The following is a 12,815-nucleotide window of genomic DNA, read 5'->3' on the forward strand; positions in this document are numbered from 1 at the left end:
ACGACGGAATGCCGGCGTGCAAACGCGATTGCGAAATCCGGCGCGACCGCTAATCATGATCTCCAGAGGCGCCGCACCATGCAAAAGCGGCAGCGCGGGTCCGGGGAGAGAACGAATGCAACGAACGCTTCGCCTGCTGGCGATTGTCGCCGGATTGTGCGTGACGACCGAGGCTCTCGCGCAGAAATATCCGACGCGTCCGGTCAAGATCATGGTCGGCTTCAGCGCGGGCGGCCCGGTCGATGTGGTCGCGCGCATCGTCGGCGACCGGCTGAGCAACAAGCTCGGCCAACCCTTCGTGGTCGAGAACCGCGCCGGCGCCAACGGCATGATCGCAGCCGAGGGCGTGGCGCGCGCGGACGCGGACGGCTACACCATCCTCGCCTGTAACTCGTCCACGATCACGCTCAACAAGACGCTGTTCAAGGACGCCCGCTACGATCCGCAAGGCGATTTTGCGCCGCTCACCACCGTCATCTCGGCGCCGCTCGTTCTGGTGGTCAATCCCGAGAATCCCAAAACGGCCAACATCAACACCGTCGCCGATCTGGTCGCGGCGGCGAAGGCCGCGCCCGGCGCGCTCGCCTACGGCTCGGGCGGCAACGGCAACCTTGCCCATCTCGCCATGGAGCTGCTCAGCCAGAAGGCCGGCATCAAGCTGATTCACGTGCCCTATCGCGGCGGCGCGGCATCCGAGGTCGGCATCCTCGCGCAGGAGGTCCTGGCGGTGTTCGATCCCTTGTCCGCCGTCCCGCTGGTGAAGGCCGGCAAGCTGCGCGCGCTTGCGGTGTCATCGGCCGAGCGGCTGCCGGCGCTGCCTGACGTGCCGACCGTCGCGGAGGCCGGCTATCCCGGCTTCGATATCTCGTTCTGGGTCGGCTTCTTCATGCCGAAGGCCGTGCCCGCGCCGATCCGCGAGACGCTGCACCGTGAGATCGTCGCCGCCGCCAGGGATCCGGCGTTGCAGGAGCGCCTGGAGTCGCAAGGCGTCGTCAGCGTGCTCAGCCCGGCCGACTACGCCGCGAAGATCGCCAAGGAGACGACGGATCTTGCCGAGGTCGTCGCGGCCGCGAACATCAAGGCGGAGTAGGGGGCGTCACGCGAGAGGATCTGCTTGCGGTAGCGGATCAGGGCTCGCTCGATGCGAGGCGCACGGCGCGGGCCTTCGCGCCGGTCGTCTTCCTCGATGCGCCGACGGAATCCTCATTAAAGCAGCAGGGAAAACCGGCCGCGAAGCGGGCTTCGAGCTAGTCCTTGGGAAAATCCTTGCGCATCGCGATCTCGGCGGCGTCGCCGGGCGACAGCACCGTTTGCTCAAAAGCCGGCTGCGGCTTCGTCATGATGTCATAGAGCGAAATGCCCTTGATCGGCTTATCCATGAGCACGCGAACGCAGTCGGCGAGCGTGCCGTTGTAGACGAGATAGGGCGGACCCCGGTCCTTCTGTCTCTCGCCTTTCAGCGACGGCCACTTCTTCAGTTCGGCCGGCGCGTCATAGGCGATCGGCGATTCCTCTTTGAACATGCGCTTGGCCTCGGGCGGCGTGAAAAGCCCGAAAAGCCTAGGCTTGCCCGGTAAACGCTTGTTAAAGAATTAGTTCAAATCAGCCGGCAACGAAGGCGAGCAGGGTGCCGTTGGCCTTGGCCGGTGGCACGCAGATCGCGGCCCCGCTGCGCAACGCAGCCGGACCCAACGCCTTCTCGGTGGCTGCGAGATCGCCGCTGACGAGGACCAGGGCGGCGCCACCGCGCGCGGAAAGGCCGGTGAGCGGCACGCCGGGATAGCGTCTGCCGAGCTGGTCCAGCGTCAGATAGACGAAGTCGGCGCGGTCGCCGCCGGACGGCACGGCGACTGCACCGTCGGCTTCCGCCTTCGGTTCGCGGTCGATTAGGCGGCCGAGATGCGCCGCATCCTGCGCGGGCTCGGGCGTTGCGATCAGCGTCTGCCTGATCCGCTTCGCCGCATTGGCGTGCTTCATCAATTCAGGAATCCACACCGTCTCGCGGGTCTTGTGCTGGCAGGCGAAGATGCGCACGCCGCCGGGCGCCTCAGCGGTCGGCCACATGAAGGTGCGGAATTTTGCAGCCGAGATCGTGCCATCGGGCAGCGTCACCGGCCGTTCGAAATCGGTCGGGCCGATCGGCGTCAGGCCGCGCGCACGGATCTCCTCGGCGCCGGCTGCGCTGTCGATCGCCGTGAAGGCGATGCGCTCGATGCCCTCGCCGTGCCTGTCGACGAAGGCGCGGGCCGGTGCGTTGTGCTCAGTCGCCACCAGCACGCCGAGCAGCTCCATATAGTCGGGGTCGAACATGATGGTGTAGTTGCCGGTGCCCATATGCGCGCTGTGGGTGCCGCGCGGCGACAGGGTGAAACCGAGCTGCCTGTAGTTTTCGGCGGCCTTGTCGAGGTCCCGAACCATGACCACGGCGTGGTCGATACCGATGATGTTCTTGAGGGCCACTGTTCTTTCCCCGCAGCAAATGCAAATTTCGATCTGGACCGCGCCAGCGGCCGCTGGCCCTGTCTACGCCGGATAGGCGATCAAGTCATTTTCAAATCGGCGCTAGATGCGGAATTTCATTTCGCGAAATGCGGTATCGACGCGCGATGGCGTCACTGCGCCTGCTCGATATAGGCGGCGAGAATGGCGCGCTCCTCGCTGGTCATGTCGGTGATGTTGCCCGGCGGCATCGCATTGGACCACGCCGCCACGCGGCCGATCAGGCGGATGTTGCGATGGATGTGCTCGGGCGCGTCGAGCAAGATGCCTTTGGGCGCGGTCACGATGCCGGCCCAGACCGGCTCTGCCGCGTGGCACATGCTGCAACGGGACATCACGATCTCCTCGACATTGGCGCGCGTCGGCTGTGCCGACAGCGCGCCCGTCTTGACCTCGCGCGGGCCTGCGGCGGAGAGCAAGAGGATCGCAATCACGCCCAATGCGGCGACACCCCACACCCACCACGGCGATTTGTGCCCCGCGTGCCGCTCGTTGAAGAAGTGGCGGATCACGGGGCCGAGCGCCAGAATGATCGCGACGATGATCCAGTTGAAGCGCGTCGCGTAGAGCAGAGGATAGTGATTGCTGATCATCAGCACGACGACGGGCAAGGTCAGGTAGTTGTTGTGAACCGAGCGCTCCTTGCTGGCCTTGCCGAGCTTCGGATCGGGCGCCTGTCCCGCGATCAGGCTGGCCACGATCTTCTTCTGGTTCGGGATGATCAATGCGAACACGTTGGCGACCATGATGGTGCCGATGATCGCCCCAATCTGGTTGAAGGCGCCGCGCCCGCTCAGGACGTGGGTGAAGGCGTAAGTGAGCGCGACCAGGAACAGATAGCCGCCGATGGCAAAGGGCAGCTCGCGCTGCGCAAGCCCGGTGCGGCAGGCCGCCTCATAGAGCAGCCATGCCAGCGCCAGGCTGCAGAAGCTGAACAGCCCGGCCTGGATCGGTGTGAGGTCGAGAATCGACTTGTCGACCAGGAACAGGTCGGCATCGAGATAGTACACCACCACCATCAGCGCGAAGCCGGACAGCCAGGTGGTGTAGGCCTCCCATTTGAACCAGGTCAGCTCCTCCGGCATCTGGCTCGGAGCCACCAGATATTTCATGATCCGGTAGAAGCCGCCGCCATGGACCTGCCAGGCTTCGCCCTGCACGCCGTCCGGCAGGTCAGTCTTCGGCTTCAGGCTGAGATCGAGGGCGATGAAGTAGAAGGAACTGCCGATCCAGGCGATCGCCGCCACCACGTGCAGCCAGCGCAGCAGCAGGCTCGCCCATTCCGATATGATGGATCCCCACATGATCACCCCATCAATTGCGACCTGGATGCCGCAGCTTTGATGACCGCAACCGGCGGTCGCGCCCTTACAATGTGTCGCACCGATCTGCCGCATTTTCCAGTACGATGGGCCGTGGCCGATGCACATCGTGCGGGCATGAGCTGACGTGGGATTCGGCAGGTGTTTGAACTGCCGTAGAACATTTGCGGACCTATAAGCGTCGACGTTCAGGACGCGCAGGCTGGGAGGAAGACGACGTGAAAAGCAGGATTTCGTCCGCAGCAACGGCTGCGGGATTGCTGGTCGCGGTTGCTGCCAGCGCGCAGGCCGAGCCGGTTCTGCAAGGCAAGGACGCCTATGGCGATTGGCAGGCCGACAAGCCCGGCACGGTCAGGTTGATCCGGCCGCAGGACCTCGTCAGGCCCGGCGCGACACGGTCGGTTGCGAGCACCGCGCGTGTGGCGTCGCGACCGCCGGAGGCCACGCCACGTGTGCCGGCGGGTTTCAAGATCGAGCTGTTCGCCGAAGGCTTGCGCGCGCCGCGCATTGTGAGGGTCGCGCCGAACGGCGATGTCTTCGTCGCGGAGACGCGGGCCGACGCCATCCGCGTGCTGCGCGCCGGGGATGGCGGCAAGGCCGCGACCAACGAGGTGTTTGCCAGCGGATTGAGACGGCCGTTCGGCATCGCCTTCTTTCCGAACGGCGACAATCCGCAATGGGTCTATATCGCCAACACCGACAGCGTCGTCCGGTTTCCCTATCAGGCCGGCGATCTCAAGGCGCGCGGCAGGGCGGAGACGATCGTGGCAAGCCTGCCGCAGGACGGCAGCCATTCCACCCGCGACATCGTCTTCACGCCCGACAACAAGCGCATGCTGGTCTCGGTCGGCTCGCTCAGCAACGTCGCCGAGGGCATGGGGACGCCGCCGGGCGGATTGGATGGCTGGTCGAAGACGCAGCCGCTCGGCGCGGCCTGGGCCAGTGAGCTCGAGCGCGCCACCGTGATGGCATTCACGCCTGACGGCAAGGACCGGAAGATTTATGCCACCGGCATCCGCAATTGCGTCGGTCTTGCGATCGAGCCGCAGAGCGGGCTGCCCTGGTGCTCGACCAATGAGCGCGACGGGCTCGGCGACGATCTCGTGCCCGATTACGTCACCAGCGTGAAGGAGGGCGCGTTCTACGGCTGGCCGTGGTTCTATATCGGCGGCAACGAAGATCCGCGCCACGCCGGCGCGCGGCCGGATCTCAAGGACAAGGTGACGGTGCCCGACGTGCTGATCCAGCCGCACTCGGCTTCGCTCGGCATGACTTTCTATCAGGGCACGCAGTTTCCGTCCGACTATCAAGGCGATGCCTTCGCCGCTGAGCACGGCTCCTGGAACCGCTCCAAGCGCACCGGCTACAAGGTGATCCGTATCAGGATGAAGGACGGCAAGCCCACCGGCGAGTACGAGGATTTCGTCACGGGGTTTGTCGTGAGTGACACGGAGGTCTGGGGAAGGCCGGTTGGTGTCGCCGTGGCGAAGGATGGATCGCTGCTGGTGTCGGAGGACGGCAATGGCACCATCTGGCGGGCGACGCGCGCACCGCAGTGACGCTGCTTACCCTCCCCCTCCAGGGGAGGGTAAGCAGCGCGCTCGAATTACCCCCGTCTCACACTCGCGCCACCGTCCACCGGCAGCGTCACGCCCGTGATGAAATTCGCTTCGTCCGACGCCAAAAACAGCGCGGCGTTCGCGACGTCCCAGCCGGTGCCCATCTTCTTGCGCAGCGGCACCTTGCTGTCGCGCTCGGCTTCGACCTCGGCGCGGGTCTTGTGCCACTCGCGGGCGCGGGTGTCGACGGCCATCGGCGTGTTCATCAGGCCGGGCAGGATGACGTTGGCACGGATGCCGTATTCGGCGTTCTGGTAGGCGAGCTGCTCGGTGAAGGCGATCATCGCCGACTTCGTCGCCTTGTAGGCGACGTAAGGATAGGTCGTAATCGCGGCCATCGAGGAGATGTTGATGATGGCGCCGCTTCCTTGCGCGCGCATGATCGGGATCACTTCCTTCGCGGCGAGAATGCAGCTCTTCAGATTGATGGCGACGACACGGTCGAACGCCTCCTCGGTGATTTGAAGCAGCTCGGCATCGCCCCCGGACAGGCTGACGCCGACATTGTTGTGCAGCACGTCGATGCGGCCCCAGCGCGCCTGCGCGTCCACGACCATCGCCTTGATGTCCGCGGATTTGGTCACGTCGGCCTTGAAGGCCGCAGCGGTGCCTTGCTCCGCTGCGATCAGATCGACGGTTTCCTGCGCCGATTCCAGGTGGTGGTCGACGCACAGCACTTTGGCACCCTCGCGCGCGAAGGTCAGCGCGGTGGCGCGGCCGTTGCCCATGCCTTCACCGGGGCTCTGGCCGGCGCCGACGACGATCGCGACCTTGTCCTTCAAGCGCATGTCACTTCACTCCCGGGATCGGGTACTGCTGGAGTACCTCTTTGTAATACGGTTCGTTGTCGATCTTCATGGTGGCGAGCGCCCGCACCACACCACAATAGAAGGCGATGGTGAGTACGAGGTCGACCATGTGCTCGTCGGAGAGATGCTGCCTGATCTCGGCGAAGGTGGCATCCGACATCGCGAGCTGGCGCACCATCTCGCGGGCGCCTTTCAGGATCGCTTTTGCGAGCGGCTCCAGCTTCGACGGCTTGCCCTCGGTCTCCGCCATCAGGCCTGTGATGTCCTCGTCGGTGACGCCAAACTCCTTGCCGATCTTCACATGGTGGGTGAATTCGTATTCCGACTTCTCCATCCAGCCGACCTGGAGGATCGCGAGCTCTCGCAGCCGCGGGTCGAGCTTGCTCTTGAAGCGAATATAGCTGCCGATGCCGTTGAAGGCGCGCGCCATCTCCGGCGAGTTGACCAGCAGCTTGTGCAGGTTCGTGTTGCGCTTGAGCATGTCGCGATATTCGGGCGCGACCTGGTCGGCCTCGAGATAGGGTAGGCGGGCCATCCGTGTTCCTTTCAGTGTTCCTGTGATTCACGTTCCGGCGCTTGCAGCGTCACGCCGCCGTCGACCACCAACACCTGGCCGGTGATGTAGCGTGCAAAGTTGCTGAGCAGGAATTTGACGGCGTGGCCGACATCCCAGCCGGTGCCTTCGGTCTTCAGCAGCGAGGCCCTGGCGCGGTTGGCGCGGGCCCGCTCGCTCATGCCGCGGGCATAGACCATCGGCGTGTACATCGGGCCGGGGCAGATGCAGTTGACGCGGATGTTGTCGCGGCCGTGATCGACAGCCATGGCGCGCGTCAGACCGATGATGGCGGCCTTCGATGTCGTGTAGGTCGTGAGCCCGCGCGGCCGCAGCGCCGAGATCGAGGAGATATTGACGATCGCGCCGCCCTTGGCGGTCTTGATCATCGCGGGGATCGCGTGCTTGGAGAGCAGGAACATCGTCTCGACGTTGACCTGCATGACACGGCGATACTGCTCGGGTGTCTCGTCGACCACGCTGCCACGGCTGCCGATGCCGACATTGTTGTCGAGGAAATCTAGCCGGCCCCAGCGGTCGAGTGTAGCTTCGACCAGTGTCTTGCAATCGGCTTCGCTGGTGACGTCGCCGCCATGCGCCGCTGCCGTGCCACCCTCGTCCCGGATCATCTCCACGGTGCGCTCGGCGAGCTTGAGGTCGCGATCGGCCACCAGCACTTTTGCTCCGGCGCGGGCCAACAGAATTGCTGCAGCGCGGCCGTTACCGATGCCGTCGCCAGCGGCGCCACCGCCGCTGATCAGCGCCACCTTGCCGGCGAGGCCGGCATCGTCCTCGGGGCCCTGCATGTCGTTTCATCCCAATTATTTTCGTGCAGATTAGCAATCGCCCTGACAGGAGAGAAGGCCGATGGTCCCGCGCAGATGTCATTGACATCGCATGGAATTGCATGCCGCCGGGCGGCACGGCGCGCGATTAAGCGGGCATGTCGCGGAACCGTTCTGCCGAGCTTGCGTTTGTTGCGGGGGCTTTTCCGCGCTAGGCTCTCGCCTGGGGTTTCCCAATCGTCAGTGGCTTGCCGATGAATCTGCTCGATCCACAAGGGCCGGTGGCTGTCGCCAACAGCACCATCCTGGTCGATTCCGTCTTCATCATGCTCGTGATCGTGGTGCCGACCATTTTCGCGATTTTGGCCTTTGCGTTCTGGTTTCGCGCGTCCAATCCGAGAGCACGTTACCAGCCTGACTTCGTCTATTCCGGCCGCGTCGAGATGGTGGTGTGGGCGATCCCCGCGCTCACCGTGATCCTGCTCGGCGGCGTCGCCTGGATCGGCTCGCACCAGCTCGATCCCGCCGCGCCCGTGCCGGGCACCGGCAGTCCAGTCCGCATCCAGGCGGTCTCGCTCGACTGGAAATGGCTCTTCATCTATCCGGACCAGCGCATCGCCACCGTCAACACGCTGACGGTGCCGGCCGGTGCCGAGCTGAATTTCCAGCTGACGTCGTCGAGCGTGATGAACGTGTTCTTCATCCCGCAGCTCGGCAGCATGATCTACACCATGAACGGCATGGTGACGAAGCTGAACCTGCGCGCCGACAATGAGGGCAAGTTGCAGGGCCTGTCGGCGCATTTCTCCGGCGACGGCTTTCCCGACATGATGTTCGACGTCAACGTGATCTCGCCGCTCGCCTTCCCAGACTGGGTCGCGACCACGGCGAAGACCGATGCCGTGCTGAACGAGGACAGCTACAAGAAGCTGATGCAGCAGGGCATCGAGAAGAACAGGCTGACCTTTCGCCTGGCGGATCCCCGTCTGTTCGACCTGATCGCAACCCAGCACATTCCGCCAGGGCCCGGCCCGGAGCTGCTCTCCGATGCCGGCAGGCCGCACAGTGGAGGCCACGATGCTCGGTAAGCTCGATTGGTCGGCGATCCCGTTCGACCAGCCGATACCCCTCATTGCGGGTGCCGTGGTGCTGGTCGCGATCCTCGGCGTGCTGATCTGGGTCGTCGTTAAGGGACATCTGCCGTATCTCTGGCACGAGTGGATCACCAGCGTCGACCACAAGCGCATTGGCGTCATGTATATCCTGCTGGCCTCGGTCATGCTGCTGCGCGGCGGCAGCGACGCCATCATGATGCGGCTCCAGCAGGCGGTCGCTTACCAGTCACAAGGCTATCTCCCGCCGGAGCACTACAACCAGATCTTCTCGGCGCACGGCACCATCATGATCTTCTTCACGGCGATGCCGTTCGTGATCGGGCTGATGAACCTGATCGTGCCGCTTCAACTCGGTGTGCGCGACGTTGCTTTCCCAACGCTGAATTCGGTCGGCTTCTGGCTGACAGCGACCGGCGCGCTGCTGGTCAATATCTCGCTCGTGGTCGGCGAGTTCGCGCGCACCGGCTGGCTGGCTTTTCCGCCGCTGTCGGAACTGTCCTATTCGCCGGGCGTCGGCGTCGACTACTACGCCTGGTCTCTCCAGATCTCCGGCGTCGGCACCCTGGTCGCCGGCATCAATCTCGTGACCACCGTGCTGAAGCTGCGCACCAAGGGAATGAACTATCTGCGCATGCCGATGTTCTGCTGGACCACGCTGGCCTCCAACCTGCTCATCGTCGCCGCCTTTCCGATCCTCACCGCCACGCTCGCGATGCTGCTGCTCGACCGTTACCTCGGCTTCCACTTCTTCACCAATGAAGCCGGCGGCAACGTCATGATGTTCATGAACCTGATCTGGGCCTGGGGGCACCCGGAGGTCTATATCCTCGTATTGCCGGCCTTCGGCATCTTCTCCGAGGTGGTGTCGACCTTCTCGGGCAAGGCGCTGTTCGGCTACCGCTCGATGGTGCTCGCGACCATGGCGATCTGCGTCATCTCCTTCATGGTCTGGCTGCACCATTTCTTCACGATGGGCGCTGGCCCCGACGTCAACGCCATCTTCGGCATCGCCAGCATGATCATTGCGATACCGACGGGGGTGAAGATCTACAATTGGCTTTTCACGATGTATGGCGGCCGCATCCGCTTTGCGACGCCGATGCTGTGGGCGGTCGGCTTCATGGTCACCTTCATCATCGGCGGATTGACGGGCGTGCTGGTCGCGGTGCCCCCGGCCGACTTCATGCTCCACAACAGCATGTTCCTGGTGGCGCACTTCCATAACGTCATCATCGGCGGCGTGCTGTTCGGCGCCTTCGCCGGCTTCGAATACTGGTTCCCGAAGGCGTTCGGCTTTCGTCTCGACGAGCGCTGGGGCAAGGCCGCGTTCTGGTTCACGTTCCTCGGCTTCTACGTCACCTTCATTCCGCTCTATATCGCCGGCATGCTCGGCATGACCCGGCGCATGCAGCACTACGACGTCGCGGCCTGGCGGCCATGGATGTTCGTGGCGGCCGCCGGCATGGCGGTGCTGACGATCGGCGTGATCTGCCAGATCGTGCAGCTCGTGGTCAGCATCCGCAACCGCGAGGCCCTGCGCGACCGCACCGGCGATCCCTGGGACGGGCGCTCGCTGGAATGGGCGACCTCGTCGCCGCCGCCCGTGTTCAACTTCGCCTTCTATCCGGATGTGCGCGGCGAGGATGCTTATTGGGATCAGAAGGCCCATGCCAAGCAGCAGCAGCTCGAGCATGATCGGCCGGAGTATCAGGATATCGAGATGCCCAGGAATTCACCGACCGGTTTCATCTGCGCGTTCTTCGCCACCATCATGGGCTTCGCGCTGATCTGGCACATCTGGTGGATGGTGATCCTGGGCGGCATCGGCGCATTCGCGACCTTCGTCGTGTTCGCCTGGCGCGATCATGACGAATACGTCATTCCGGCCGACGAGGTCGCAGCGATCGATCGTATCAATCTCGAGGAACGGCGCAGCCTCGTCAGCATGGCGGGAGCGCTCTGATGTCGATGACGGCGACAGCCGGCCGCGCGCATGCCGACCCCCACCACATCGGGCTCGTCGTCGAGCATCCAGGCCCGGCATCGAAGCGCATCGTGACCGCCTACGGCTTCTGGGTCTTCCTGCTCTCCGATATCGTAATGTTCTCCTGCTTCTTCGCGGCCTATGCGGTGCTGTCCGGCCAGACCGCGGGTGGCCCCAGCGGCTCGGAGATCTTCGAGCAGCGCAACGTCGCGATCGAGACGGTCTGCCTGCTGCTGTCGAGCTTCACCTGCGGCATGGCCAGCATTGCCGCCGACGTGCGCAACCGGTTCTGGTTCTATCTCGGCATGACCGTGACCTGCGTGCTCGGACTGATCTTTCTCACCATCGAGTTCCGCGAGTTCGCCGACCTCGTTGCACGCGGCTATGGCCCGTCGCGCAGTGCGTTCCTGACGTCGTTCTTCTCGCTGGTGGGCTGCCACGGCCTGCACGTCTCGGCCGGCATATTGTGGCTGCTCACCATGATGGCCCAGGTCTTTGCAAAAGGCTTTCGCGCCGACGTCCTGCGCCGGATGATGTGCTTTGCGCTGTTCTGGCATGCGCTCGACATCGTCTGGGTCGGGGTCTTCTCCGTCGTCTACCTGCTTGGGAGTGCCGTATGAGCGATCAGACGCATGTGCGGACCGGACACGATCTCGCACCGGGCGAGGAAGAGCAACACAGCGTCGGCGAGCGGGTGCTCGGCTACGTCGTTGGTCTCGGCCTCGCGCTGCTGCTCACGGCAACGTCATTCTTCATCGCCGGAACCGACCTGGTCTGGCAGCCATCCATCCCCGTCGCTCTGATCGTGCTGGCGATCGCGCAGATGGGCGTGCACCTCGTGTTCTTCCTGCACATCACGACGGGGCCTGACAACACCAACAACGTGCTGGCGCTCGCCTTCGGCCTTCTGGTCGTCTTCCTGGTCGTCGGCGGCACCGTCTGGATCATGGGGCATCTCAATGCGAACATGCCGCCGATGGACCAGATCATGCCGATGCGGAAATAGGGCGCACAAGAAAGAAGAGCCGCTTGTTGTGACAAGCGGCCCAAGTCTAGGGAGGAAACGCCCGAGCAAAGCAATCGGACCGAAGCCGGATTGCTGCCAAGGAACGCTCGCGCAAAGCGCTTGCGTACATATTAGATGTAGCAACCACCGAGAGAGTTCAATTCCGGATCAATACTGTCTCCGGCTACCGCTCACATGCTCGTGACGGGCTTCCTCATTTCGGTCGGCGGCAATTGTAGGCCTTGCGGAAGCCGGCGGCCTGCGCGTCGTCCTCCGAGCAGAACCAGCGGTCCGGCTTGGTGGTCGCGGGATAGCTCGGGCAGCCCCTTAAGTGATAGATGCCGATATTGCCGGTGACGCGTGCGCGCACGGCGAGCTTGCCCTTGATGCTGCAACTCGGCGGCATGGTCAGCTCCTCCGGAAACACCGCCGCGCGGATTTCCTTGTCGCGGTCGGCGCGGCAGGCGGCGCCGAGCAGCGCGCCGTCCTTCTTGCCCATGCGGAATTCTTGCGGTGCAACAAAGCAGCCCTTCCAGATGCCGGCTGACGCGGTTTTGGCATCGGCCGCGGCAGCCTTGACGTTCGCCTTGATCGGCTCGCGGGCGATGGCATAGCCAAGCTTGACCAGCTGCTCGTTCAACGAGACCTTGTCGCCCTCGGCGGTGCAGATCGCCCGGTGCCGTTTGCCGAAGCTCTTTTCCGGCCCGACATCGTCACAGCGCACGCTGCGTTTGTTGATCAGCTTCGCCAGCTGGTCGCGGGCCTCGATGCCGCAGGTCCAGGGATCGGCGTGATCGTCGATGCAGACCTGGTCCAATTCGGGCGCGTCGACGCCGTCGAGGCGGTAGGTGACGTCGCCGAGCTGGATCGAATTGGCGTCCCGGACGGTCGCGGCCGCCGTCAGCGCGGAGGCCGGCCCGGACGAGGCCAGAAACCCGGACAGAGCGAGACACGAAACAAGCGCGAAGGCGCGGGCGGCGGCAAATGAATTCCTAAAGGACATAACGTCTCGCTATCGATTGCTCTGGCGCCTCGTTCCTAGCATCCGGAAGTCGCGATACCAATGGTCTGCGCCCTGCGAAGTGCGACATTCGCGTGCCAGCCTTTACTGACCGGCCGGTCT

General features: G+C 64.1%; 13 protein-coding genes. 6 read left to right on the top strand and 7 right to left on the bottom strand.

Annotated elements, in window-relative coordinates; translation table 11 throughout:
• Positions 1–115 precede the first annotated feature (115 nt).
• Positions 116–1,090 (top strand): Bug family tripartite tricarboxylate transporter substrate binding protein, encoded by a 975-nt coding sequence (locus tag AB7245_RS11685; protein ID WP_085404510.1) that lies wholly within the window; start codon positions 116–118, stop codon positions 1,088–1,090.
• A gap of 157 nt (positions 1,091–1,247) precedes the next feature.
• Here AB7245_RS11685 and AB7245_RS11690 read toward each other — a convergent pair whose 3' ends face one another.
• The 3 genes from AB7245_RS11690 to AB7245_RS11700 form a co-directional block, all read right to left on the bottom strand.
• Positions 1,248–1,523 carry a hypothetical protein gene (locus tag AB7245_RS11690; protein ID WP_085404509.1) on the bottom strand — a complete coding sequence of 92 codons (276 nt, stop codon included), beginning with the start codon at positions 1,521–1,523 and terminating at the stop codon, positions 1,248–1,250.
• A gap of 79 nt (positions 1,524–1,602) precedes the next feature.
• Positions 1,603–2,460: a VOC family protein gene (locus tag AB7245_RS11695; protein ID WP_085404508.1), complete on the bottom strand. Its 858-nt coding sequence runs from the start codon at positions 2,458–2,460 to the stop codon at positions 1,603–1,605.
• A 152-nt stretch (positions 2,461–2,612) separates the two neighbouring features.
• Positions 2,613–3,803 carry a urate hydroxylase PuuD gene (locus AB7245_RS11700; protein WP_085404562.1) on the bottom strand — a complete coding sequence of 397 codons (1,191 nt, stop codon included), beginning with the start codon at positions 3,801–3,803 and terminating at the stop codon, positions 2,613–2,615.
• A 236-nt stretch (positions 3,804–4,039) separates the two neighbouring features.
• Here AB7245_RS11700 and AB7245_RS11705 point away from each other — a divergent pair, with 236 nt between their 5' ends.
• Entirely contained in the window at positions 4,040–5,380 is a 1,341-nt protein-coding gene (locus tag AB7245_RS11705; RefSeq protein WP_063984870.1) for a PQQ-dependent sugar dehydrogenase, read from the top strand.
• Between the two features lie 47 nt (positions 5,381–5,427).
• Here AB7245_RS11705 and AB7245_RS11710 read toward each other — a convergent pair whose 3' ends face one another.
• From AB7245_RS11710 to AB7245_RS11720, 3 genes are read right to left on the bottom strand one after another with little or no spacing between them, the layout of a single operon-like run.
• On the bottom strand, positions 5,428–6,228 hold the full coding sequence (locus AB7245_RS11710; RefSeq protein WP_085404507.1) for an SDR family NAD(P)-dependent oxidoreductase: 801 nt from the start codon (positions 6,226–6,228) through the stop codon (positions 5,428–5,430).
• Between the two features lies 1 nt (position 6,229).
• Positions 6,230–6,784, bottom strand: a complete 555-nt coding sequence (locus AB7245_RS11715) for a carboxymuconolactone decarboxylase family protein (RefSeq protein WP_085404506.1) — start codon at positions 6,782–6,784, stop codon at positions 6,230–6,232.
• 11 nt (positions 6,785–6,795) lie between these two features.
• Positions 6,796–7,608, bottom strand: a complete 813-nt coding sequence (locus AB7245_RS11720) for an SDR family NAD(P)-dependent oxidoreductase (RefSeq protein ID WP_085404505.1) — start codon at positions 7,606–7,608, stop codon at positions 6,796–6,798.
• A 233-nt stretch (positions 7,609–7,841) separates the two neighbouring features.
• Between AB7245_RS11720 and AB7245_RS11725 the strand changes: the two genes are divergently transcribed.
• Genes AB7245_RS11725 through cyoD form a run of 4 tightly spaced genes read left to right on the top strand, consistent with a single transcriptional unit; the run spans position 7,842 to position 11,692 of the window.
• Positions 7,842–8,675: a cytochrome ubiquinol oxidase subunit II gene (locus AB7245_RS11725; RefSeq protein ID WP_085404504.1), complete on the top strand. Its 834-nt coding sequence runs from the start codon at positions 7,842–7,844 to the stop codon at positions 8,673–8,675.
• Positions 8,665–10,665 carry a cytochrome o ubiquinol oxidase subunit I gene (gene cyoB / locus AB7245_RS11730; RefSeq protein WP_085404561.1) on the top strand — a complete coding sequence of 667 codons (2,001 nt, stop codon included), beginning with the start codon at positions 8,665–8,667 and terminating at the stop codon, positions 10,663–10,665. The genes AB7245_RS11725 and cyoB overlap by 11 nt, the downstream gene beginning before the upstream one ends.
• Complete coding sequence (locus tag AB7245_RS11735) at positions 10,665–11,306, top strand: cytochrome (ubi)quinol oxidase subunit III (protein WP_028150138.1); 642 nt, start codon at positions 10,665–10,667, stop codon at positions 11,304–11,306. Before cyoB ends, AB7245_RS11735 begins: the two co-directional genes overlap by 1 nt.
• Positions 11,303–11,692, top strand: a complete 390-nt coding sequence (cyoD, locus tag AB7245_RS11740) for a cytochrome o ubiquinol oxidase subunit IV (protein WP_028150137.1) — start codon at positions 11,303–11,305, stop codon at positions 11,690–11,692. Before AB7245_RS11735 ends, cyoD begins: the two co-directional genes overlap by 4 nt.
• Positions 11,693–11,906: 214 nt before the next feature.
• Here cyoD and AB7245_RS11745 read toward each other — a convergent pair whose 3' ends face one another.
• The gene (locus AB7245_RS11745; RefSeq protein ID WP_439034247.1) at positions 11,907–12,695 is read right to left on the bottom strand and encodes a thermonuclease family protein; all 789 of its coding nucleotides are present in this window, start codon (positions 12,693–12,695) and stop codon (positions 11,907–11,909) included.
• Positions 12,696–12,815 lie beyond the last annotated feature (120 nt).

Origin of the sequence: Bradyrhizobium sp. 604_D8_N2_3 (genome assembly GCF_051810765.1) — a bacterium.
Classification (GTDB): domain Bacteria; phylum Pseudomonadota; class Alphaproteobacteria; order Rhizobiales; family Xanthobacteraceae; genus Bradyrhizobium; species Bradyrhizobium barranii.

What these genes read in the sequence shown, in the direction of transcription:
- AB7245_RS11685 (WP_085404510.1), top strand. Translation starts at nt 116, where the DNA reads ATGCAACGAACGCTTCGCCTGCTGGCGATTGTCGCCGGATTGTGCGTG.
- AB7245_RS11690 (WP_085404509.1), bottom strand. Translation starts at nt 1,523, where the DNA reads ATGTTCAAAGAGGAATCGCCGATCGCCTATGACGCGCCGGCCGAACTG.
- AB7245_RS11700 (WP_085404562.1), bottom strand. Translation starts at nt 3,803, where the DNA reads ATGTGGGGATCCATCATATCGGAATGGGCGAGCCTGCTGCTGCGCTGG.
- AB7245_RS11710 (WP_085404507.1), bottom strand. Translation starts at nt 6,228, where the DNA reads ATGCGCTTGAAGGACAAGGTCGCGATCGTCGTCGGCGCCGGCCAGAGC.
- AB7245_RS11715 (WP_085404506.1), bottom strand. Translation starts at nt 6,784, where the DNA reads ATGGCCCGCCTACCCTATCTCGAGGCCGACCAGGTCGCGCCCGAATAT.
- AB7245_RS11720 (WP_085404505.1), bottom strand. Translation starts at nt 7,608, where the DNA reads ATGCAGGGCCCCGAGGACGATGCCGGCCTCGCCGGCAAGGTGGCGCTG.
- AB7245_RS11725 (WP_085404504.1), top strand. Translation starts at nt 7,842, where the DNA reads ATGAATCTGCTCGATCCACAAGGGCCGGTGGCTGTCGCCAACAGCACC.
- cyoB (WP_085404561.1), top strand. Translation starts at nt 8,665, where the DNA reads ATGCTCGGTAAGCTCGATTGGTCGGCGATCCCGTTCGACCAGCCGATA.
- AB7245_RS11735 (WP_028150138.1), top strand. Translation starts at nt 10,665, where the DNA reads ATGTCGATGACGGCGACAGCCGGCCGCGCGCATGCCGACCCCCACCAC.
- cyoD (WP_028150137.1), top strand. Translation starts at nt 11,303, where the DNA reads ATGAGCGATCAGACGCATGTGCGGACCGGACACGATCTCGCACCGGGC.
- AB7245_RS11745 (WP_439034247.1), bottom strand. Translation starts at nt 12,695, where the DNA reads ATGTCCTTTAGGAATTCATTTGCCGCCGCCCGCGCCTTCGCGCTTGTT.